We start from the raw sequence: 22,686 nt of genomic DNA on the forward strand, positions 1-22,686 counted from the left end.
ACAAATAATATATGAGATCACTGCCCAAGTATAGCATTGTCCTACTTTTTGCTCTGCTTCTTTCCTGGGCCTATCTTTTCCCACCCCAGCTGTTTATTTCACTCAATACAGAAATAAGTGATTTCTTTTTCCGTATGCGGGGGAATATTCCCCAAAGCCAAAAGGTTGTGATAGTAGATATAGATGAGGCCTCTTTGGAAAAATATGGACAGTGGCCATGGTCACGATTGAGAGTATCTGAGCTTATCCGCAAGATAAATGATGCCGGAGCTGGTATCATAGGATTGGATATTATTTTTGCCGAATCGGACAAAACTTCACCACACAGCATTGCTTCCAAACTTAAAACAGATATTAAAAACCTGGATGACTATGATCAAATACTGAGAGAAACATTTATTGCCACACCTACAATAGGAGGATATTTTTTCAGGTTTGATAAAAAAACCCCTGAAAAGGCACCGGTCGTACCGGCTGTATTTATCGAAAAAGGATTGCTGAACAATTACACAATACCTCAGCCCAAAGGTGTTGTTTTAAATATCGATATATTACAGGAGAGTCTATATTCAAGCGGTTTTTTGAATAATATACCCGACACAGACGGTATGGTACGTTCCGTCCCTTTGATCATGCGCTATGAAGGAACGATCTACCCCTCGCTTGCACTTGAACTTTTGCGTATTTACAGTCATACAAAAGAGGTGACTGTTGTAGGTGATGAGATCGGGGTGAAAAAGATAGAGCTTGGTACCTTCCATATTCCTACAGATTTTGCAGGTCGTTTATATGTCAATTACAGGAGCAAAAGAGGCTATTTCAAATATATCAGTGCGGCCGACATACTTCAGGATCATTTTGACATCAAAGATATTGCCGGAAAATTTGTTCTGGTGGGCACTTCCGCTATAGGCCTTGCCGACTTGAAAGCGATGCCCCTGGACAATGTCATTCCCGGGGTTGAAATACAGGCCAATACTCTGGACAATATGCTTCAGGGCGATTATCTGCACGAGCCATTCAACAAAGTGATCTATGATCTTTTGATCCTGTGGTGTATCATTTTCGTTTTCTCCTATATTTTTTTCAATACCAGAGTATGGCTGCTGGCACCAGCATTTATGCTTTCTTTTATTTTGCTGTATGAAATCTTTTTTTACCTCTTTTTTGATCAGGGTATAGTGCTTAATCTCTTTTTTCCTCTTGTAGCACTTTTCGGTACATTTGGTTTGACAGCAGGATACAATTACTTCAGTACTTCAAAACAGAAAGAATCTATACAGCGTATTTTTGCCAAAAAAGTTTCAAAAGCTGTTATGAATGATTTGCTCAAACATAAAAACAACAAAATTTTGGAAGCACACGAACAGGAAGTCGCTATATTTTTCAGCGATATACGAAAATTTACAACTATTTCCGAAACACTTGATTCATCACAAAAAGTCGTAGCATTACTAAATCGCTATGTCACACCTATGGTAGAGGATATTTCCAGGCATGAAGGTACCGTGGACAAGTTTATCGGAGATTCCATAATGGCATATTGGAATGCACCCAACAATGTGGCTGACTATATGGACAAAGCCGTTCAATCCGCACTCAGTCAGATAGCATTACTTGAAGCACTCAATCATGATCTGAATGTCGAGTTTGGCGTGAAACTAAAAATCGGTATAGGCATACATACCGGTTTGGTAACGGTAGGGGAAATGGGTTCTCTTGAGCGATCGGATTATACCATCATCGGAGACAATGTGAATATAGCTTCCCGAATAGAGGAGCTGAACAAACTTTACGATACGACGCTCATTATCTCATACGCTGCAAAAGAGAGGTTGAAAAAAACATATACCATACGCTCACTGGATATTGTCCGGCTGAGAGGGCAGCAAAAGGCCATAGAGATATTTGAAGTACTCTCTTCGGGTATTGACGAAAAAGTACAGAAGGAACTTGAGCATTACAATAAAGCACTGACTCACTACAGGAAAGGAGAACTCCGCCGTGCTGCGGCTGAATTTGAAAAACTGTATGCCCGATACAAAAATAAACTTTATCGTCTCTATCTTGATCGCTGCGCAGTCTATTTCAACCATCCTGAGAAAGATTTCGATCTTGTCTATACCGGAGAAACGACCTTTTGAGTTTTGGCGTTTTCCACAGCCGAAGACAGCTGCAATGCAAATGTTTTGATGCTTTCCTGATCGTATGTATCAAAAGCGATGGTTTCGTTATAGATATTTCTTTTGTTCATCACCTGTAAAATACCCAGCAGATTGTTCTTTTGATCCAATACAGGCTCCATCACTATAGACTGTGTGCGGTAGCCTGTTTTTTGATCAAACATTTTTATCTCCTCAAAGCCACTGGTATCGTGTGTATAAATATCGTTTGAAACAAACGCTTCTTTTTTTGTATCGAACATAGACAGCAGACTGCTGTTCAATTTCATATATTCGGCATATACGGGTGCATTTTTTTTCGTTGCTCTGCTTGCTTTTAGTTTCAAAGTATTGTTTGAAAAAATACCGCACTGCAACGCTTTTTCCCGCGTATTGGCAAGGTAGAGCGAAGCTGCATCGGCATGGGTGAGGTTCATCGCATGTTCCAAAATATTTTCAAACAGTTCGATCCGGTCTACTGTATTATCAGGTATGGCTTGAAGCAGTTTGAACAGACTGCTTAAATAATTTCTGTCATTGTAATACAACTCCAGATTCCTGGTACTCTGACGTTTCTCCATAGGTGTAAATAGATCAAGTATGTCACCTGTCTTTAAACGCTTACCGCCATTTTTAAGCAAATCCAATTCCGAAAGTTCGTTATCTATCTGTTGTGTATGTCTTGGTTTTTGGTGATAGGTATAGATTGAAACATCATCCCGTTCGAGAGAAGAGAACATCTGCTCAAGCAGTTTTGGCGTCAAGTGTTTGGTCATATGGGCAAGGTCTTCTTCTGTAGAGGGCAATGAAATATCGATGAGCAAAGAAGAGATATTTTTATCATTATTTAACAATGCTATCAGTTCATCGTTAAGATAGGTATCACCACTGAAGAGAAAAGCCCTATCCTCCTTCTCTACTTTGAATCCGCAGGTAGGAACGGTATGGTTTGCCTTGACTGCAGTCATTTTAATATTGTCTACGGTAATAGTCTGACCATATTCGATAGGTATGAATTTCAACGAAAATTCATTATTGATATGTTTTATGTTTGCAAAGTTCGGAGAGATATTCCAATTGAAAAGATACTGCTTGAGAGTATCTAGATTTTCTTTCAACGCATACACTTTAAGAGGTTTTGTTCTACAGTTGAAATAACTGTCAATAATAAAAGGGAGATCTACGATATGATCAAAATGCGTATGGGTAATAAAAACATGTTCGATCTTGCAGCATTCTTCTCCCATACTCTTTATAATGTTACCCGCATCGATAACAATGTTTTTTTCTATTAAAAATGATGTAGCATCACCTTTATGTGAATAACTGCCGTCAGCACCCAGTACTTTTATCATATCTTCCCTTCATAAATATAGAAGACACCGCTCATAATAGATGCCCTCAGACATGTAGTATAACACAAATTAACACCAAATTCAGTATAATGACTTTGTTCTTCAGTGCGATTCAGATAAAAGGTATATTGAATAAAAATGAAAACTTTTAATACATACTATGAAAACCATGAAACATTGCAAACTTTTGTTGAGATACACAGCATACAGGACGCACCTTCCCTTTTAATCCAGGTATTTACCTCGGAAAACAATCCATCTTACATTCAAAAACTTCTCAATGAACTGACTGCCTTCTTACCCCAGGCTGTCATTATCGGGAGCACTACAGATGGTGAGATAATGAATGGAAAAGTCTCTACACGCAAAACGGTATTGAGTTTCACCCGGTTTGAACACACGCAGCTTAAAGCAGATGCAGCCATACATCAAAAAAATGGCTATTTTTCAGGTCAGGACCTGGCAAAATCATTAATCCGGGAAGATACCAGACTGCTTATTGCCTTTGTAGATGGCCTTCACACCAATGGAGAAGCATTTCTAAGCGGTATTGATTCCGTTTCTGGTGACGTCATCGTCTCAGGAGGCCTGGCCGGAGACAATGGATCTCTTACAGAAACATACGTATTTACAAAAGACCATATCATTCAAAAAGGCGCAGTAGCAGTATCGTTCAGCAGTCATTCCCTGATAATACACAATGCCTACAATTTTAACTGGTACACAATAGGGAAAGAACTGACGGTTACCCACGCTGCAGATAACCGTGTCTACACCATAAACAACAAACCGGCTACTGAAATCTACAGTTACTATCTGGGTGAAGAGGTAGCAGCAGTACTGCCTTCCATAGGTATTGAGTTTCCTCTTATTACTGTACGTAACGGTATCGAGGTTGCACGTACAATAGTATCTAAAGAAGATGACGGTTCCCTGGTATTTACCGGTAATTTGCACACAGGGGAGAAAGTACAGTTCGGATACGGCAATACATTGGATCTGTTAACACATGCAGGAGATATATATCATCAACTGCAGAGAAAACCTTCCGAAGCAATTTTCATCTATTCCTGTGGGGCACGCAAACATATTATGCCAGATATGATTCACAAAGAGATAGAGCCGTTACAGGCCATAGCCCCCACTTCCGGATTTTTTACGTATGGCGAATTCTATACAGACAAAAGAAAAGAATTGTTAAATCAAACTATGACGATTGTTTCCCTGAGTGAAGAGGTTACCATATCAGAATCCAAAACACTTCCGTCATTGCATACTGACAGTAAATTTTCCATCATGGATGCACTCACAAATCTGTTGAACAGAACAAATCAGGAACGTATGGAAGAAGACTTAATTGCACTTGAAAAGTCGCAAGATGGTATTTTGGTTCTTGAAAATGATACATTTCTTCAATGCAACCAAAAAATACTTGATATGTTCGGGTACAGTACCACAGAAAATTTTGTCAAGGCATATCCCCATAAGCTTTTCCCGGGAAAACAGCCTGATGGTAGCTATTCATCAGTAAAAATGGAGAAAATGAAGGCACTGACAAAAAAAAATGGAAGCCATCAGTTTGAATGTCTGAATGTAAAGCAAAACGGAGAACCTTTCTGGGTAAATATCATTCTTAGCTACCGTATGATTAACGAAAAAGAGATTTTCCATATGGTCTATCGGAACGTTACCGATAAAAAGAATCAGGAAAATGAAAACAGTTTCATTACAAACCGTATGGAGTTGGCTCTTGCGGGAAGCAAAACTGCTGTTTTGGACTGGGACTTTCGTGACAACAGTATGTATATTTCTCCCAGTTGGAAAGAGATGCTTGGATTTAGGGATGATGAACTGCCGAATGCTCCCTCAAGCTGGTTCAGACGTGCTCACACGGAGGACAAAAAAACTATTTTGGCCATGTTGAGAGAACATGAAAAAAATAAAATACGCTTTTTTGAAAGCAACCACCGCCTCAAACATAAAGATGGCCATTGGGTCTGGGTTTTAGGTAGAGCACAAATACTCTTTGACGAAAACGGAAAAAAGGTTCGTATGATCGGTACGCATACCGATATCACTAAAGAAAAAGAATCACAGATCAAGTATTTTCAGCAGGTACAGATCATGGAACAAATCCATGACGGTATTGTCACTACAGACCTGGAGGGAAACGTAACCAGCTGGAACAAGGGTGCAGAAGAACTGTTCGGATACAGCCAGAGTGAAATAATAGGGAAACACATTTCTCTGATTTATCGCAAAAAAGATATTCCGGGCATCAAAGAGCGTATTCGTGCATCACTGGAAGAGACAGGTCTTTACCAAGGTGATTTGACCTTTATTACAAAATCCAAAAAAATCATACCGGTATCTCTGTCTCTTTCTTTATTGAAGGATGAGCACGGAAATGTAGCGGGAAGGATAGGTATAAACCAGGATATCACCCAACGTAAAAAAGATGAAAAATCTCTCCTGAAAGCCAAACGAAAAGCAGAAGAATCAGCCAAATCAAAATCTGAATTCCTTGCCAATATGAGCCACGAGATCAGAACCCCGTTGAGTGCTATTTTAGGTTTTATCGATTTGCTTAAAAAAGAAAATATAGAAAAAAAAGCAAAAGAATATGTTGATATTATTGATACTTCCAGCAAAGGATTGCTGAAAATTATAGAAGATATTTTAGATTTTTCAAAAATAGAAAGCGGAAAACTCGAAATTGACAAAATAGACTTTAGTCCCAAAATAGAATTCGAAACCATCATACATCTTTTTCTTGCAAAATGTGCGGAAAAAGACATTGCCTTAACGCTGATTCTGGATGAAAGTCTTCCGGAAACCATCCATACTGATCCGTTGAGAATAAAACAGATTATTTCCAACCTCCTGAGTAATGCAATTAAATTTACGGATCAAGGCAAAAAAATAACCGTTACCATCAACTACAAAAACGGCTTCTTGAATGTATCTGTTAAGGATGAGGGAAAAGGCATAGCCAAAGAAAAACTTTCTCACATATTTGAATCTTTTGCCCAGGAAGACAGTTCAACGACAAGAGAATACGGTGGAACCGGCCTGGGACTGACAATATCTTACAGACTTGTCAAAATTTTGGGCGGAGAACTGCATGTCAAAAGTAAGGTAGGTGCCGGAAGCGAGTTTTATTTTTCCATTAAAGTTTCAGAAGGTAAAGATATTTTGAAAACAAAAGAGTCTATGGGAAAAATGACATTCGATAACAAAAAAGTTCTTTTGGTAGAAGATGTCAAGACCAATCAACTCTTTATGTCTATCATATTGGAAGGATTGCATTTTGAAGTTGCTACGGCAGATAACGGTATAGAAGCAGTAGAGGCATTCAAGCAAAACAGCTATGATCTCATTTTGATGGATGAGCATATGCCAAAAATGAACGGCATAGAGGCTACCAAACAGATTCTGGCCATAGAGGGTGAAAATAATTTGCCGCATACGCCGATCATTGCTTTAACTGCCAATGCCATCAAAGGCGACAGGGAGAGATTTTTAAAAGCCGGCATGGATGAGTATGTCACAAAACCCATCAATCAAAATATTTTTGTTAAAGTCTTAAGAAAAGTTTTGTTTGCATAGGTATTAAAATTCAGATTATAAGGCAGAAATTATTCTACTCTATTTGCTCCATATGCTTCGCAAATGCATCCGGTTTAATGAATCCTGTCAGGGTCTTTTCCGGCAGGTAATTGTTCTTTTTGTCAAAGAAGATGATGTTGGGCGTACCAAAAAGTTCGAACTTCTTCAAAAGTGCTTTGTCATCTTCGGTATTGTCCGTCAGGTCTATCTTGATAAAGGTGAACTTTTTCAATGCTTCCTGCACTTTGGGATCAGGGAAGGTGATTTCTTCAAGTTCGGTACATGCCGTACAGGAATCTTTTCCGAAATCGACCACCACCGGCTTGTCCGAAGCCACTACCTCTTTGAGGAGACGGTCGATGCTGTAACCTCGATGGCTGGACTTGTCTTCTTTGACTGCTACCATCGCTGTTCCGCCACCCGAAGTGAATTTCTCAAACGGTCTCAACATCGAATCGGCACCACTGATGGCACCGACAAAAAGAGAAGCACCGTACAGCATGAAAACAACTGCAAGCAACTGTACCAGTTTCTTCATCCCTTTCTTGGTGCTGCTCGGGTCGAACACACCCATATAGAGCGCCGAACCTATAAAGAGCAGTGACCAGAGTATCAGGGTAACGCTGTCAGGAAGTATGCGCGAGAGCATAAAGATACCCAGTCCGAGCATCATTACACCAAACACCTGCGACACAACCGTCATCCATCCGCCGGGCTTCGGCATGAACTTGCCTGCACCGATACCCACAAGCAGTAACGGCATGCCCATTCCCATACTCATGATGAAAAGTGCTGTTCCGCCCAGTAGGGCATCACCCGTATGGGAAATGAAGAGTACAGCCCCGCCCAGCGGCGGTGCAACGCACGGTCCGACAATGAGCGCAGAGAGAAGACCCATGACCGCCGTACCGACAATACCGCCCTTCTGTCCGGCTTCATCACTTACTGAAGAGAGTTTGGACTGCCAGGAAGCCGGGAGACCTATCTCATAGTAACCAAAGAGTGAGAACGCCAGAGCAACGAACATCAAAGCGAAAATAGTCAGGACCCATGGGTTCTGCATGGCCGTCTGTATGTCCGCCCCCAAAAGTCCGGCGATCACTCCGACAACCGTGTAGGTCAATGCCATAGCGACCACATAGACGAGCGAGGTGAAGAAGGCTTTCCCCACACTCGGTTTTTCATTCCCCGACTGGGAGACAATAATGGAGGAAAGTATCGGAATCATTGGGAAAACACAGGGAGTCAGGGCCAGCAGCAAACCGAATATAAAGAAGAGGATAATAATAAAAAGTGAACTCTCACTTCCAAGAACATCAGCGATCTTGGCAGTGTTCCCCTCCTGTGTCAATGAAGAGATCTTGTCAAAGAATCCAGCTTTGGCACCTTTGAAAGTGAAAGATTTTCTGAATGGCTGATAACAGATACCTTTGTCAGAACACCCGACAACCTCGATCTCGAGGGTATAGTCGCCTTTAACCTTCCGGGTGATCTCTTTTACCGGGATATTAACGACAAGTTCTTTTTCATAGACCATGTCACCGTCGAACTCATGTGCGGGAGGAAGAGCAGGTTTCAGGTCTATCTTTGTAGGAGAAACGATGCGGTACTTCAGGTCATCCTTATAGATATGTATCTTGTCAGCGAGTGTGATCTTTGTTTCGATCACATTGTCTTTTTGTACCGCAGAGATATGAAACGCCTCTTCTGGCTGTAAAAACTTGTTTTTCTTCAGTGCCGAACTGAAACCGCCAAATACCAAACCACTAAAAAGTACACTCAATATAAGTAACTTTTTGATCAAATTCTGCATTTTCTCTCTTTTCATAGTAAACTTTTATAGTATTCTATTGTACTATTTGTGTATATGCTGTGTAATGTCAGCTATTTGTGGCGTTATAATAGCAAAAATGGATTAATCATTTATCAATAAGAGGACAAAATGGCCAATCATCTCAAGAACGAACACTCTCCCTATCTTCAACAACATGCCGACAATCCTGTAGACTGGTATCCCTGGGGCGAAGAGGCTTTCAAAAAAGCACATGATGAGCATAAGCCCATCTTTCTCTCTATAGGATACAGTTCCTGCCACTGGTGTCATGTAATGGAACACGAATCGTTCCAGGATGAAAAGACTGCGAAGATCCTGAACAAATACTTCGTCTCCATCAAGGTTGACCGTGAAGAACGCCCCGACATTGACAAACATTTCCAGAGTGTCTATCAGCTGATGAACGGCCGTCCCGGCGGATGGCCTACCTCCATTTTCCTGACTGAAGAGCTGAAGCCTTTTTACTCCGCCACCTACATTCCCGATGAACCCAAGTACGGCATGATGAGCTTTTCATCTCTGCTTGAAGTCATCGCCGACAAATACAAAAATGAGAAACAGGTGCTCGTCAAGGAAGCGGACAAGATACTCAAGCACCTCAACCCCAAAGAGGACAGCATACAGGCGACCAAACTTGACGAAAGTATCATGGCCAGGGTACTCAAGCAGGCAGAACAGCTCTTTGACAGCAAAGAGGGAGGCTTCAACAAAGCACCCAAGTTCCCACAGGCTTCTATGCTTGAACTTCTGCTGGACCTCTACCGCATTACGGCAGAAAAGGAAGCACTCAATATGGCTGCATTCTCCCTCTCTTCCATGGCAAGAGGCGGACTGCGTGACCTGGTCGACGGCGGTTTCTGCCGCTACTCCACCGACAACGAGTGGCTGGTACCCCACTTTGAGAAAATGACCTACGACAATGCGCTGCTTGCCTCTGTCTATCTGCAAGCCTATCACGTCACACATAATGATTTTTATAAAGATGTCGCCTTTGAGACCATTGATTTCATGCTCAAAAAAATGAGCGAGAATGATCTTTTCTACTCCGCTTCCGATGCCGATACCGAGGGACAGGAAGGGAAATATTTTGTCTATACTTACGAAAAGGCACTCAAGTCATTCTCCAAAGCGGGCATCCCCGAAAAGGCCCAGTCCAAACTGGCCAAAGCACTGCATATCACACCGGAAGGAAACTTTGAGGGCAAAAATATCGTCAGAGTGGATGACCCTGCGAAGATCAACATTCCCTATTATAAAGAAGCCATAGAGGCTTTGCGAAAAAGAAGGGATGAAAAACGTGTCTACCCTTTCATCGATACCAAAGTGATCGTCTCGTGGAATGCGATGATGATCAGTACTCTTTTCAGAGCGGGAAGAGTGGAAAAGAAGTACCTAAAACAGGCAAAAAGATCTCTGGAGAAACTGCTCGATACTATGTACATCAATTCACAGCTCTTTCACTCGACACTGATAGGCAAAGAGCCGAAGATTCAGGCATTTCTCGAAGATTATGCCTATCTGGGAGAAACACTTATCGAAGCCTATGAAAGCACACTGGACGAAAGCTACCTTGTACTTGCGACACGGCTGGCGAACAATGCCATCGAAAAGTATTATCAGCACGGAAAATGGAAATTCTCCAGAGGCGAGTTCGAGACAGACGCCGACATTTACGATAGCTCCTATCCCTCTTCCGTTGCCACGATGATTTCCGTACTTCATTCTCTCTCATCCCTGGTCGATACGGTATACAAGAAATTCGTTTTCAAAACACTCGAGATCTATTCCTACGACATCATGAGACAGCCAATCTCCACCCCAAAAACGAGCCTGATGGCCATCCGTTACCTCAAGGACGACATCATCATCAAAGCACAGACCGATGCACTACTGCCGCATATTTCACAACTTGATGAGATCACCTACCCTTTCACCTTTTTCAAGAACGATACCAACAACGGTTTTATGCTCTGCAACTCCAACAGCTGTTTCGGACATGAGAAGGACTTTGAAAGTATCGTCAAGTTCTTAGAGAAGAGATGATACGTACGCTTCTTCTATTCCTCCTTCCGCTTTTCCTTTTTGCGGAGAAACCCATGCTCACACGCATGCAGATGCTTATGGGTACCTATGCGACCATCACCCTTCCCAAAAACAGCAACCGGGAGATCAGTAAAACATTCGAACTGATCGGAGAAATAGAACATTCACTCTCGACCTATGACCACACAGCCATGCTCTATCAGTTGAATGTAACACACAAAGTTCCCTATGATAGCTATCTTGCAGAGGCACTGAGGCTTTCAAAACATTATTACAGAGATACTGACGGGTACTTCGATGTAACTATCGGCTCCATTTCCAAAAATCTCTATCATTTCGGCGAGGAAAAACCATTATCACCCGACAAAAAAGCACTGAAGAACGCTCCTCTGAATATCGATGGTGTTCATATAGATCAAGCATTCATCACTACAGATAAAAACATTACCCTCGACCTTGGGGGTATAGGGAAAGGATATGCAGTCGACAAAGCTGCTGCATATTTGTCTGAAAGAAATATCACGGACGGCATCGTGGCACTCAGCGGTGACATACGCTGTATTGGTACCTGCAAGATATACTTGCAATCCCCTTTCACTGAAGAAACATTTGCAAAGGTGACCTCCAAAGTACCTGACCTCTCCGTTTCAACCAGTGGTACCTACCGGCGATATGCGACAAAAAAGAGTGAACACCACCTCATCGACCCCAAAACCGCTTCGCAGGGGAAGGCTTTTGTCTCCGTTTCGCTCTTTACCAGAACCTATAATACTAAGATTGATGCCTATGCTACCGCCGTCTCTGTCATGCCAAAAGCCAAAGCCTTACAGTTTTTGAAAGAACACAATGAAATTGGATATGTGCTGATAGAGCCTGACGGGAATGTGATTTCTGGGAATCTGGAAACATTGTTGGACATAAAAATGTAGGGTGCGTGGTTACGCACCTTACAATGAAGCCGCCACCATCCCAAGCAACACCAAAAACACCCCGATAAAAAATGTCATCGTAAACAGTTTGATCCATCCTGACGCCAGCAGGCCAAAAGCGATGGCGCCATAGGAGAGAATATTCAAAAGCGCGAAAATGAACAGAACCATTGCTACGGCCAATGACACTTTCTGGGAGATCTTCGTACTGAAAAGCATAAAGTGCGCCACAACAAAAATGAGCATGCCTATGGCAAAGAGATGGGGTGTTGCCACCTCTACCAGGTTATGCATACTTTTTGGCTCCGGTGTACCGATCACTTTTTGCAGAGCAGCATCAAGCTGTTCAACACTGTTCAATCCCTGCGAGAGCAGAAAGAGCCATACACCCGTAGCGAGTATCGCTACCGTATAGAGCAGCAGATAGGCAATGGGAATATTGAAGTAGATGAGCTTTTTCATCGGAACTTCAAACGTGGAAAAATAGAGAAGCAGACCAGCAATGCAAAAAGATGCCAAAGCAGGAAGGCTCCCGCCCAGACCACAGCAAAGGCTTCAGAGAAGAAGTAGGCCCCCAGCAGAGAGAGTGGTGCCGACAGGCCCAGTATGAACAGGGCATGCAGGATCCACTTCATCGTTTTCGTTCTGTCATGCAAACGGATGTAGATAGCGGATAGTATGACCAGAACAAAGACGGTCGTGAAAAGGTCAATGTGCACCTGAAGCAGCAGTGAATCTATCAGAATAGGTTCTTCAAAAGTCTCTTCATTCCCGAACAGTGTGTTATGGACCGCTGTCATGTCGGAGCCTATCACATAAGAGTGAAGCACGATATCGAGTCCAAGATAGAGAAGTATCGCAACCAGTACCCCGCCCATCAGGTAGGCCAGCAGTTGCGAATGTGCGAGATCTTTTGTTATGAGAAATTTCATAGGCTCATTTCCTAATAGCTATCTCAAGCAAAGCCCTTGCGATCCGTGCACCATCAGAGATATTGCGTGCAGAAAGCGTTGCACCGCTGATGGTCGGAATATCCTTCCCCATCTTGAGCGGCGTATTGCGGCCTTTGTCTTTGAACTGTCCCATCCATATTTCGTTCGGGATATACTCCGGAGGCTCGCCGAATGCCATGATCTCAGAAAATTTCAATGTACCAGCGGGGGTAAATCCGTACAGTACCGTTGCCATCTTCGTTCTGACCTTCCGACTGATGAGAACGCCGTATCCGACTGTTTTACTTCCACTTTTAAAGACGTAGTAGCGATAAACCTTCGTATCCACCTTCGCCCTAGCACGCGCCTGAACCTTACGATGCTGTTCTTTCGTCAAAATGAGTCGTTTTGTCTCGATGTCACTGACAGCATCGAACGAAGTCTTGACCACCTTTTCCACTTTGACATTCGTTTTGGCATAAACAGTTTGCGAGAGAAATATGCCAAGCAATAGAGTTGCAACGATCTTTTTCATAATACTTCCCTTCCTAGAATACAAACCCAAGCCCTGCCGAGAATACATCCTGGTCTTGGTTGTTCACCTCTTTCATTGCATAGTCAGCTTTGAGGACCACCTGATCTACAGGGAAGAAGTTCATACCGATCGTAGTCGTTTTTGTCTTGTACGTATCTTCGTTGAGCCCGTCAACGGTCGATGCGATCGGATTGAGATCTTCATACTGTACAAACAGCGGTATCTTGTAATCAACTCCTGCCAATGATCCCACATCATAAGAGAAGTTCACGTAGTAACCTTTTGCCTTCTCGACCGCAGTGTTGCTGATCTTCTCTGCACCGTCAAGGATGGTCTGTGTATAGAGTCCATAAGCCCTGAAAGGACCATTCTCGTAGTTGGCGTGAATATCGAACATCGTCGTCGTCAAACCGGAGACATCCTGGATCGGGTCGGCCAGTTTCGGATCCTTAAGGTTCGATCCAGCGCCATAATAAAGTGATGCACCTACCAGCAACCCGTTAATCCCGGTATAATCCACCCTGCCTACAAAAGCCGGATCGAACGCCGCTTTTGCTTTGGACCCCTGTCTTCCATCTCTGATCCAATTCGGTTTGGCATCCATGGTATCTACATTGTTCAGATTCAGTGCATTGATGATCCCGGCAGTATATTCCAGACCAGTATCACCCAGCCTTCCATAGATCAGTGCACCGTTCTCATGCCAGGTACTCGGGATCAGTTTATTCTCCACTTCCGGTCTCTGTACCGTATTGAAAAGTATCGGTTCATGCCTGAGGTTGATCAAGCCCATCGGTACAAGGAGATTTCCAAGTCTGAAGTTGGCTTCGTCTCTCCAGAGAAAGTCAAGATACATGAATTCTATAGCAACTTCACCACCATCTTCCGCATTGGCACCGTGTTCGAACTCTATCTCGGCATTCAGGATCACATTCTCGGAGAACTTGTACCCGAAGTAGGTTACAAATCTGTAAACATCCGCATAATCATCACCTCCTTTGGGATTGGCGTAGTACATCTCGCCGTATCCGCCAATAGAAAGCGGGTTCTTGGAAAAGTAGACTTTGGATGCGGCCGGGCCCAGACCATTGTATTGATTTTCTGTATCAACCAGTGTAAACCCTCCTGTCTGTGTCGCAAGGACCTCTTCGGTCAGCGTATTATTCTTCTCTTCAAGTGCTGCCACTCTCTCTTCAAGAGATGCCGCTGTAGCTCCTGTAGCCAGTACAGCCGCCATACTCGTTATCCACGTTAATTTTTTCATATTTTTTCCTTATTTATAATTTTGATATTTATTATCATATTCGTAATGTACCCATTAATTTCTTAACTAATAATTAAATTGATAATTATTATTAATTAATAGGTTGGCTCCAGGAAGATTGGGAAGTAACACTCCTTTAGAGAAAGACAGGACTTCTCTCTTAACATAGCACAAGCGGAAGTTCTCTTGGTTATAATTCTTCTATGAAAGAAAGCCTGAAGATATTTGCCGGGGACCTGAAAAACTCCTTTATGGATCTGCTTCCCATCATCATTGTCGTGGCACTGTTCCAGGGTGCGATCATCCGTGCGGTACCCGACAATCTGCTCTCCATCGTCATCGGCCTGACCATTGTCGCTGTGGGACTGGCGCTGTTCATTCGTGGCCTGGAACTGGGAATCTTCCCCATCGGTGAGGGACTGGCTGTGGACTTTGCCAGAAAGGGTTCCGCTTTCTGGCTTTTGACCTTCGCCTTCACCATTGGCTTTTCAACGACTGTCGCGGAACCAGCACTTATTGCCATCGCCAACAAGGCCGCCATGATCTCACACGGTCTCATAAACGCCTTCTGGCTGCGTATGACAGTAGCCCTCTCGGTAGGCTTTGCCATTGCGCTGGGCGTCCTGCGTATCCTGCTGGGACATCCTATCTCCTACTACATCATCGGAGGGTACATATTGGTGGTTGCCATTACCTTCTTTGCACCGCCCGAGATCATAGGCCTGGCCTATGACAGCGGAGGAGTAACCACTTCGACTGTAACCGTACCACTTGTTGCAGCCCTTGGTATCGGACTGGCTTCGAGTATCAAGGGTCGGAACCCTGCCATCGACGGTTTCGGCCTTATCGCTTTTGCTTCGCTCACCCCGATGATCTTCGTGCAGCTCTACGGTATACTTGCCTATTCATCTGTAGATTCAGCTACTGCGGTACAGACAGTCGTCCAGGCCGCAGCGGAGCATACACCAAAAATAGACCATTTTGTCTGGAGCGATCTCTTTTTTGACCTTGTCGGAACCATTAAAGATGTGGCTCCCATTATCGCGGTTATCTTCTTTTTTCAGTATATTATTATCAAAAAACCCGTAGCCCATCTGCACCGTATTATTACCGGTATCCTTATGGTGATACTCGGACTCTATGCGTTTATCGTAGGTCTGGAAATGGGACTTTTTCCCATTGGCGAAACGATCGCATACCAGCTGACCGACATGAACAACAACCTGCTTATCTACCTGTTCGCTTTCCTCATCGGCTTCTCAACGACCATGGCGGAGCCGGCACTTCTGGCCATCGCCATCAAAGCCGAGGAGATCAGTGAAGGGAACATTAAACAAAATGTACTTAGAATGGTGGTAGCATTAGGTGTTGCCATAGGTATCGGTCTGGGTGCTTACCGTATCGTTGCTGGCGATCCAATACATTACTATATCATCGCAGGGTATATATTTGTGATCATATTTACCTATTTTGCACCAAACTATATCGTACCCATCGCCTACGACAGCGGCGGTGTGACCACTTCGACCGTTACCGTACCTTTGGTCGCGGCATTGGGATTGGGGCTGGCAGAAAATATCGAGGGGCGTAATCCGCTCATCGACGGTTTCGGTCTCATCGCCTTTGCTTCCCTCTTCCCTATGCTGACGGTCATGGGGTACGGAATACATGCGGAGTACTATAAAAAACGTCTTTTGGCGCAAGAAAAATCAACAGAGCAGGAGGAGAAATGAAATTCACAGCACTCATAGCCATCATCCAGGACAAAGATGAAGAAGATGCGATCAGGGTAGCCAAAGAAGCCGGCGCGGGAACCGTTACCATCGTACACGGAAGGAACATAGGGTTGCAGGAGAAGAAGGTTTTTTTCGGCCTCACCCTGGAAGAGAACGTCTCCGTACTATTTTTTATCCTTCCCAAACGGCTCTCCATGAGGGTCATGAAGGCGCTCCGCCTTGCTTTCGATCTTGACAACCCCGATAACAGTGGCCTTGCCTTTACCCTTCCATTAAGTCATGTGGCAGGACTGGACAATGATGAACTTCACAAGTTCGAAGACGATATTAAAATTACCCTATAGGAGATAAGAGATGTTAGTAGAAGCAGTTATGACACCCAAAGAGAAACTGGTCATAGTCTCACCTATGGCCCCGGTAAGAGAAGCGCTCAACCTTATGAAAAAGCACTCCGTACGCTCAGTCATCGTGGACAAAACAAAACCGGACAGCGCCTATGGCCTGGTAACCTTCAAAAATATTCTGCAAAGTATTGTTGCGGAAGACGGTGATATCGACCTTCTCAATGTATACGATATCGCTTCAACACCTGCCTTCTCCGTTTCGGCAAAACTGAACGTAAAGTATGCCGCGCGAATGATGGTCAAAAGCAGTATCAAACGTCTTCTCGTACTTGACAACAATGAACTTCAGGGTATCCTGACCATGACCGATATCATCGGTATACTAATGGAAACGGTCGAAGCGCAGTAAGACTATTTGTCGCGAAAGGTAAGGATAAACGTACTTCCTTCGCCTTTTTTGGAGTCAAGTTCCAGTTTGATCTTGTACTTTTCGCAAATGGAAAGCACGATATCGAGTCCTATGCCAAAGCCGCCCCTCTCTTCATTTGCCCGGTGGAACCTTTTGAAAATATCTGACTGCTTTTTCTTGTCTATTCCTATACCCGTATCTTTGACCTTCAGGGTATTATCCTTGAGTGTGATGGTCACACTGTCCCCCACATCCGAGTATTTGATGGCATTACTCAGAAGGTTGTCTATGAGCCTGTAGGCACTCTGCTGGTTCATATGGATCAAGGTAGGCTCAAGATCCAATTCCATACGGAGACGCTTGGATGCGGCAAGGTCACGTACATATTCCACACGAGCTTCAATGATCTGATCGAGACGAAGCCATTCATCGGGTTCGACCTTCCCTTCAAGCCGATAGGTCAGAGAACTGTACATGACACTCAGGCGCTTTGCGCTCGCCTCAAGTCGTTTACGTTTTTTTTCATCAATACCCTTGAGACTCTGCACCGTCATAAGTATGGCGGAAACCGGTGTATTAAGTTCATGGGTCGTGTCCGCGATGAAACGGTTGAGAGACTCTATCTGCTCTCTGACCGGCTGCAGGAACAATCTTCCCAGAAAATATCCGACAACACCCATGAGAATGAAAGAGAGGACCAGATAGCCGATGATCTTGATACGCAATGCCTGTATCTGGGCAGAGAGACCACTCTCTTTCAGAACAATATACTTGATGCCCATATGCACACTTTTGTTACGTGTTACAGTATAGCATTGGTCATTTTCAATATAAAAATCTTTCTCGAAATTTACAGGCTCTTTGATCTCCGTATAGATCGGATTTCCGTCTTCATCATAATAGCCCACTTTAAAACGGCAATGTTTCAGACCTTTCAAAAAGGATTTACGTTCCGTCACTTTAATTCCGCCATTGACATTCAGCATCGCTTTGAGTACGATCTCGGAAAAGATCATACGCGACTGGTACATCATCTCGAATTTAGTTGCTGACTTCATGGCAGCTTTGTTGTTCTCAAAGAAGAGATAGCCGATAATGGCCAGCAACACAAAAACAGACCCAAGATATAGCGTCAGAAAACGGACCAGCGATCTGCGCTCATACGATGTTAAAACGATAACCCTCTCCTTTGATATTGTCAAAATACTCTTTTTCGAACATTTTTCTCAGGTTTTTGATATAGGTTCTGATGGTCGCATGGGTAGGAGTACTGTCATCGTTCCACACATTCTCAATGATCTCGTCGCAGGAGACGATCTTGCCCGTATTGCGTATAAAATACTCCAGGACCTGTGCCTCCTTCTGCCGTATCTCTATCACTTCATCGTCGATGATGATCTGATGCGCTTTGGGGATGAATTTCATACCGTCGAACTCTATTTCTTCCTGAAGACGGTATAGCCGAATAATATGTTCTATGCGGGCGCGCAGTTCTTCAAGTTCGAACGGCTTTTTCAGGTAATCATCTGCACCAAGATCAAAACCTTTTTTCAAGTCATCTATACCTGCCAGTGATGTAATGTAAATGGCCGGGGTCGTATTGCCTATTTCACGAAGATAGGAGAGGATCTCAAAACCGTCTATATTGGGAACGTTAACATCGAGAAGCAGCATATCATACCGATTCTCACCTATGGAATCCAAAGCCTTTTCACCATCATAAAAACTCTCTACTTCATACCCGTTCTCGGTCAGGAACTCCTCTATGATCTCCTGTAAAATAATATCATCTTCAAGCAATAAGATCTTCACTTCTATCCTTCTGTATGGTATGCAGATTTTGTACCATACTCTCTGTGTAGTACGATACACAAAAGGTTTGGCTATAATAGTTTTATGAAAAAATATATACTATTATCTATACTGACTTTGATTTTTGTATCGGGGTGTACACAAGTTGTTGCGGCACCCATCTCCGTTGCCGGTTCAGTGGTAGGTGCCGCAATAGATGTTACCGGTTCTGCTGTGGGTGCAGCCGTGGATGTCGCCACCTCCGGAAGCGACAAAGAAAAGGACGAAAAGTAAAGAAGTTAAAAACTTTTTGCGTTGTTGAATTCAGCGATCTCGCTCTCTACCATCGCATCTATCATGCGAACATAAAGGTCATTGATGAGATTGGGTGAGAGGCCAAGGTCTATGGCTTGCTGGCGGACACGTGAGATCACATCGGAGATCCTCTCCTCCGCTTTCACTTCATCCACACTCGTCTTGAAATGTGCGATCTGCTTGATATAGTCATTGCGTTTTGCGATCAATTTCACGATTTCCTCATCTACTTCATCTATCTTTTTTCTTGCTTCCTCAAGAGTAGTACATTTATCAATTTCCATATTTATGCTCCTTACTTCCATTATTTTTTAAATTATTATATCCTAAAAAATCTAATATACTTTGGCTATAATACTTTCACGAACAAGGATACTACAAGCTTTTTTTCAAATAAAATGTAAAAGCGATATACCTGCATGGGCTTTTACCCCATGTTCATTAAAAACGCAAAGGATACAGATGATAAAATCGCATTATTTCAGTATGGCGGCCATTACAATACTGGGTCTAAGCTCGGCAGCATATGCGGGAGCAGAATCGAATCACTATAAACAACTCATAGGCACCAGTATTTTCAGTGCAAATAACCTTTACCTTCAAACCGGTTGGTATGATATGGATGGGAGCGATACTGGGAATGATCCAGAAATGACCAACAGCAATTTTGTGGGAACTTACATCTTCGGTGAAAACAGTGATACTTGGCGTCCTTTTGTAACCGGCGGCTTTGGCTTTGCCGATATTCAGCAAGATCAATCCACTGTAGCAGGCTCTACCGGGAATATTGATTTGGATTCCTACTACTACCAATTCGGTGGTGGTATCAACTATAATCCAACATCTAATATTGGCTTGGCACTTGGGGCTACATGTCTATGGATGAACACTGATGGGGACTACAATGGTGCATCAGACGGTATGCGCTACTACTTCAACCAGAAGAGTGACACATCTACCTATGATCTCTTTGCTACTGTTGGTTACCATACAGAGATAAACGGATATAAACCCTATGTCGGATTAACGCTGCATTACTTATCTATTAATTACGATTTTGACCTGTCCGATACGAATGGCTGGAGTACTGACCTCGAGGCTGGCGTTTACACACCTACATTGACTACATGGCTTGATCTGCCTGTACGTGCCAGACTTTTTGCTACTGCTACCTTGCTTGATGATGATCTCTCTACTGATATACTCTTCGATAATGCTTATAGTGGTGGTGCAAGACTGCTCTGGAAAGTCGGTCCTATGATTCATATTTTCAACGATGCATTTAAAGAGACGGAACTTGGTCTCAATCTTCAAGGTACCGTGGGAGACAACGACCTGAGTGGCTGGAAAACCAGTCTCGCATTCTATATCGCAAAATTCTGATTTAATCTTCTATTGTTGCATTCCATATTGAACCCTATGGAATGTGAACTTATGTACTACTCAAAAACCACAAAAATCATGGCATAAAAAAAGCCCGGCTTCCCGAAAGGGAGCCGGGCTTTTAGGTTTGAAAGTTTAAAACTTTGCAACGGTCTTATTCAACCTCTGCATCGATGACATCGTCATCGTCCGCTTTCTTTCCTGCGTCTGCAGCACCCTGCTGACCACCCTGCTCTTTGGCATACGCCGCTTCGGCAAGTTTGTGGCTCTTCTCAGTCAAGGCTTTGACCTTCTCATCGATCTGCTCTTTCGTAGCATTGTCATCTTTGAGAACTGTCTCAAGATCAGCGATCGCCGCTTCAATGCCCGCTTTTTCATTCGCATCGAAGTTTTCACCAAGGTCGTCAAGCGATTTTTTGGTCTGGTGGATCAATGCATCCGCCTGGTTCTTCGCCTCAACAACCGCTTTACGTTTTTCATCTTCCGCTTTGTGCGCTTCGGCATCCTGAACCATTTTTTCGATCTCTTCATCAGAAAGTCCTGACGAACCGGTGATCTTGATCTCCTGAGATTTACCTGTACCCTTGTCTACTGCCGATACGGTCAAGATACCGTTCGCATCAATATCGAAAGTTACTTCGATCTGTGGTACACCTCTTGGTGCTGCCGGGATGTCTCTCAGTTCAAACATACCAAGTGATTTGTTGTCTTTGGCGAATTCACGTTCTCCCTGGAGAACATGAATACTTACTGCCGGCTGGTTGTCTTCCGCTGTAGAGAATATCTGTGATTTCTTCGCAGGGATAGTTGTACCTTTTTCAATGACTTTTGTCATCACACCGCCCAATGTTTCGATACCAAGGCTCAACGGTGTCACATCAAGAAGCAATACATCTTTAACATCACCTGCAAGAACACCACCCTGGATCGCCGCACCAAGTGCAACAACTTCATCAGGATTCACAGACTTGTTAAGCTCTTTGTTAAAGAATTTCTTCACTTCTTCCTGAACCAACGGTACTCTGGTGGAACCACCGACCATAACCACTTCTTTGACATCGTTCTTGCTCAGACCGGCATCTTTCAGTACTGCTTCGATCGTTTTGATCGTCTTTGCCACAAGGTCACCGATCAGTGATTCGAACTTCGCTCTTGTAATTTTTGTCACAAGGTGCTTTGGCCCGCTCGCATCTGCCGTAATGAACGGAAGGTTGATCTCAGTTTCTGTTGCAGAGGAGAGTTCTTTCTTCGCCGCTTCTGCAGCATCTTTTACCCTCTGAAGCGCCATAACATCCGCTTTGATATCGATACCACTTTCAGATTTGAATTCATCGGCTACATAGTCAATGATCCTGTTATCAAAGTCGTCACCACCAAGGAATGCATCACCACCGGTTGCCAATACTTCGACAACCCCGTCACCAGTTTCAAGTGCTGTAACGTCGAACGTACCACCACCAAGATCGTATACCACAATCTGCTCGGCTTCTTTTTTGTCAAGACCGTAAGCCAATGCTGCCGATGTAGGCTCGTTGATGATTCTCAATACATTCAATCCTGCAATCGTACCGGCCTCTTTTGTCGCTTTTCTCTGCGCATCATTGAAGTATGCAGGTACTGTAATAACCGCATCGGTTACCGTTTCACCAAGGTATGCTTCCGCATCCTCTTTCATCTTCATCAATACTTTTGCAGAGATCTCCTGAGGCGTATATGTTTTACCCGCTACCTCAATCGCACACGCACCGTTTCTGTCTATAATATGGTAAGGAAGTCTCTCTTTTGCTTCGTTCGCTTTTTCCTCTTCACACATAAGACCCATAATCCTCTTGATAGAGTAGATCGTCTTTTCCGGATTCGTTACCGCCTGTCTTTTTGCAGATTCACCAACAAGGACTTCACCTTTGTCTGTAAATGCCACGATGGAAGGTGTTGTATTTTTACCTTCTTTGTTGGCAATGATCGCCGCTTCGCCGTTTGTATACACTGCCATTGCAGAGTTTGTTGTTCCTAAGTCAATTCCTAATACTTTTCCCATTTTTGTT

General features: G+C 43.5%; 19 protein-coding genes. 9 read left to right on the forward strand and 10 right to left on the reverse strand.

Annotation, left to right across the window (positions count from 1 at the left end):
- Window positions 1-11: 11 nt before the first annotated feature.
- Window positions 12-2,144, forward strand: a complete 2,133-nt coding sequence (locus SUN_RS09605; protein ID WP_012083615.1) for a CHASE2 domain-containing protein — start codon at window positions 12-14, stop codon at window positions 2,142-2,144.
- On the opposite strand, the gene SUN_RS09610 is transcribed toward SUN_RS09605, so the two are convergent.
- Window positions 2,120-3,517, reverse strand: a complete 1,398-nt coding sequence (locus SUN_RS09610; protein WP_012083616.1) for an MBL fold metallo-hydrolase — start codon at window positions 3,515-3,517, stop codon at window positions 2,120-2,122. The genes SUN_RS09605 and SUN_RS09610 overlap by 25 nt on opposite strands.
- 138 nt (window positions 3,518-3,655) lie before the next feature.
- Here SUN_RS09610 and SUN_RS13150 point away from each other — a divergent pair, with 138 nt between their 5' ends.
- Window positions 3,656-7,126 (forward strand): PAS domain S-box protein, encoded by a 3,471-nt coding sequence (locus tag SUN_RS13150; protein WP_012083617.1) that lies wholly within the window; start codon window positions 3,656-3,658, stop codon window positions 7,124-7,126.
- 34 nt (window positions 7,127-7,160) lie between these two features.
- Here the strand turns inward: SUN_RS13150 and dsbD are convergent, their stop codons facing one another.
- A complete protein-coding gene (dsbD, locus tag SUN_RS09620) occupies window positions 7,161-8,954 on the reverse strand; it encodes a protein-disulfide reductase DsbD (RefSeq protein WP_232501326.1) in 1,794 nt (597 codons plus the stop codon).
- A 114-nt stretch (window positions 8,955-9,068) separates the two neighbouring features.
- On the opposite strand from dsbD, the gene SUN_RS09625 reads away from it, so the two are divergent.
- Together SUN_RS09625 and SUN_RS09630 are read left to right on the forward strand one after the other, a co-directional pair.
- Window positions 9,069-11,003, forward strand: coding sequence for a thioredoxin domain-containing protein (locus SUN_RS09625; RefSeq protein ID WP_012083619.1), 1,935 nt, complete (start codon window positions 9,069-9,071; stop codon window positions 11,001-11,003).
- On the forward strand, window positions 11,000-11,932 hold the full coding sequence (locus SUN_RS09630; protein WP_012083620.1) for an FAD:protein FMN transferase: 933 nt from the start codon (window positions 11,000-11,002) through the stop codon (window positions 11,930-11,932). The genes SUN_RS09625 and SUN_RS09630 overlap by 4 nt, the downstream gene beginning before the upstream one ends.
- 18 nt (window positions 11,933-11,950) lie before the next feature.
- Here the strand turns inward: SUN_RS09630 and SUN_RS09635 are convergent, their stop codons facing one another.
- Genes SUN_RS09635 through SUN_RS09650 form a run of 4 tightly spaced genes read right to left on the reverse strand, consistent with a single transcriptional unit; the run spans window position 11,951 to window position 14,663 of the window.
- Window positions 11,951-12,451, reverse strand: a complete 501-nt coding sequence (locus tag SUN_RS09635; RefSeq protein WP_232501327.1) for a hypothetical protein — start codon at window positions 12,449-12,451, stop codon at window positions 11,951-11,953.
- On the reverse strand, window positions 12,391-12,864 hold the full coding sequence (locus SUN_RS09640) for a hypothetical protein (protein WP_012083622.1): 474 nt from the start codon (window positions 12,862-12,864) through the stop codon (window positions 12,391-12,393). Before SUN_RS09640 ends, SUN_RS09635 begins: the two co-directional genes overlap by 61 nt.
- 4 nt (window positions 12,865-12,868) lie before the next feature.
- Entirely contained in the window at window positions 12,869-13,399 is a 531-nt protein-coding gene (locus tag SUN_RS09645) for an FMN-binding protein (protein WP_012083623.1), read from the reverse strand.
- 13 nt (window positions 13,400-13,412) lie between these two features.
- The gene (locus SUN_RS09650) at window positions 13,413-14,663 is read right to left on the reverse strand and encodes a hypothetical protein (protein WP_012083624.1); all 1,251 of its coding nucleotides are present in this window, start codon (window positions 14,661-14,663) and stop codon (window positions 13,413-13,415) included.
- Between the two features lie 203 nt (window positions 14,664-14,866).
- On the opposite strand from SUN_RS09650, the gene SUN_RS09655 reads away from it, so the two are divergent.
- Genes SUN_RS09655 through SUN_RS09665 form a run of 3 tightly spaced genes read left to right on the forward strand, consistent with a single transcriptional unit; the run spans window position 14,867 to window position 17,152 of the window.
- The gene (locus tag SUN_RS09655; protein WP_012083625.1) at window positions 14,867-16,396 is read left to right on the forward strand and encodes a DUF1538 domain-containing protein; all 1,530 of its coding nucleotides are present in this window, start codon (window positions 14,867-14,869) and stop codon (window positions 16,394-16,396) included.
- Window positions 16,393-16,743: a hypothetical protein gene (locus tag SUN_RS13800; RefSeq protein WP_012083626.1), complete on the forward strand. Its 351-nt coding sequence runs from the start codon at window positions 16,393-16,395 to the stop codon at window positions 16,741-16,743. Before SUN_RS09655 ends, SUN_RS13800 begins: the two co-directional genes overlap by 4 nt.
- A gap of 10 nt (window positions 16,744-16,753) precedes the next feature.
- A complete protein-coding gene (locus SUN_RS09665) occupies window positions 16,754-17,152 on the forward strand; it encodes a CBS domain-containing protein (protein ID WP_012083627.1) in 399 nt (132 codons plus the stop codon).
- Between the two features lie 2 nt (window positions 17,153-17,154).
- Here SUN_RS09665 and SUN_RS09670 read toward each other — a convergent pair whose 3' ends face one another.
- On the reverse strand, window positions 17,155-18,354 hold the full coding sequence (locus SUN_RS09670; protein ID WP_012083628.1) for a sensor histidine kinase: 1,200 nt from the start codon (window positions 18,352-18,354) through the stop codon (window positions 17,155-17,157).
- A complete protein-coding gene (locus SUN_RS09675; protein ID WP_012083629.1) occupies window positions 18,311-18,964 on the reverse strand; it encodes a response regulator transcription factor in 654 nt (217 codons plus the stop codon). The genes SUN_RS09670 and SUN_RS09675 overlap by 44 nt, the downstream gene beginning before the upstream one ends.
- Window positions 18,965-19,048: 84 nt before the next feature.
- On the opposite strand from SUN_RS09675, the gene SUN_RS09680 reads away from it, so the two are divergent.
- The gene (locus SUN_RS09680; protein ID WP_041672742.1) at window positions 19,049-19,237 is read left to right on the forward strand and encodes a DUF6726 family protein; all 189 of its coding nucleotides are present in this window, start codon (window positions 19,049-19,051) and stop codon (window positions 19,235-19,237) included.
- Window positions 19,238-19,242: 5 nt separating this feature from the next.
- Here the strand turns inward: SUN_RS09680 and SUN_RS09685 are convergent, their stop codons facing one another.
- Window positions 19,243-19,542 (reverse strand): chorismate mutase, encoded by a 300-nt coding sequence (locus SUN_RS09685; protein ID WP_012083630.1) that lies wholly within the window; start codon window positions 19,540-19,542, stop codon window positions 19,243-19,245.
- 178 nt (window positions 19,543-19,720) lie between these two features.
- Between SUN_RS09685 and SUN_RS09690 the strand changes: the two genes are divergently transcribed.
- The gene (locus tag SUN_RS09690; protein ID WP_012083631.1) at window positions 19,721-20,641 is read left to right on the forward strand and encodes an outer membrane protein; all 921 of its coding nucleotides are present in this window, start codon (window positions 19,721-19,723) and stop codon (window positions 20,639-20,641) included.
- A gap of 154 nt (window positions 20,642-20,795) precedes the next feature.
- Here the strand turns inward: SUN_RS09690 and dnaK are convergent, their stop codons facing one another.
- Window positions 20,796-22,679 (reverse strand): molecular chaperone DnaK, encoded by a 1,884-nt coding sequence (gene dnaK, locus SUN_RS09695; RefSeq protein ID WP_012083632.1) that lies wholly within the window; start codon window positions 22,677-22,679, stop codon window positions 20,796-20,798.
- Window positions 22,680-22,686 lie beyond the last annotated feature (7 nt).

The sequence above is a fragment of the Sulfurovum sp. NBC37-1 genome (assembly GCF_000010345.1).
In the GTDB taxonomy this organism is placed as follows: Bacteria; Campylobacterota; Campylobacteria; order Campylobacterales; family Sulfurovaceae; genus Sulfurovum.

Coding starts and splice junctions, on each gene's coding strand:
- SUN_RS09610 (WP_012083616.1), bottom strand. CDS start 3,517: ATGATAAAAGTACTGGGTGCTGACGGCAGTTATTCACATAAAGGTGAT.
- SUN_RS09685 (WP_012083630.1), bottom strand. CDS start 19,542: ATGGAAATTGATAAATGTACTACTCTTGAGGAAGCAAGAAAAAAGATA.
- SUN_RS09655 (WP_012083625.1), top strand. CDS start 14,867: ATGAAAGAAAGCCTGAAGATATTTGCCGGGGACCTGAAAAACTCCTTT.
- dsbD (WP_232501326.1), bottom strand. CDS start 8,954: ATGAAAAGAGAGAAAATGCAGAATTTGATCAAAAAGTTACTTATATTG.
- SUN_RS09625 (WP_012083619.1), top strand. CDS start 9,069: ATGGCCAATCATCTCAAGAACGAACACTCTCCCTATCTTCAACAACAT.
- dnaK (WP_012083632.1), bottom strand. CDS start 22,679: ATGGGAAAAGTATTAGGAATTGACTTAGGAACAACAAACTCTGCAATG.
- SUN_RS09605 (WP_012083615.1), top strand. CDS start 12: ATGAGATCACTGCCCAAGTATAGCATTGTCCTACTTTTTGCTCTGCTT.
- SUN_RS09665 (WP_012083627.1), top strand. CDS start 16,754: ATGTTAGTAGAAGCAGTTATGACACCCAAAGAGAAACTGGTCATAGTC.
- SUN_RS09630 (WP_012083620.1), top strand. CDS start 11,000: ATGATACGTACGCTTCTTCTATTCCTCCTTCCGCTTTTCCTTTTTGCG.
- SUN_RS09645 (WP_012083623.1), bottom strand. CDS start 13,399: ATGAAAAAGATCGTTGCAACTCTATTGCTTGGCATATTTCTCTCGCAA.
- SUN_RS13150 (WP_012083617.1), top strand. CDS start 3,656: ATGAAAACTTTTAATACATACTATGAAAACCATGAAACATTGCAAACT.
- SUN_RS09680 (WP_041672742.1), top strand. CDS start 19,049: ATGAAAAAATATATACTATTATCTATACTGACTTTGATTTTTGTATCG.
- SUN_RS09690 (WP_012083631.1), top strand. CDS start 19,721: ATGATAAAATCGCATTATTTCAGTATGGCGGCCATTACAATACTGGGT.
- SUN_RS13800 (WP_012083626.1), top strand. CDS start 16,393: ATGAAATTCACAGCACTCATAGCCATCATCCAGGACAAAGATGAAGAA.
- SUN_RS09640 (WP_012083622.1), bottom strand. CDS start 12,864: ATGAAATTTCTCATAACAAAAGATCTCGCACATTCGCAACTGCTGGCC.
- SUN_RS09650 (WP_012083624.1), bottom strand. CDS start 14,663: ATGAAAAAATTAACGTGGATAACGAGTATGGCGGCTGTACTGGCTACA.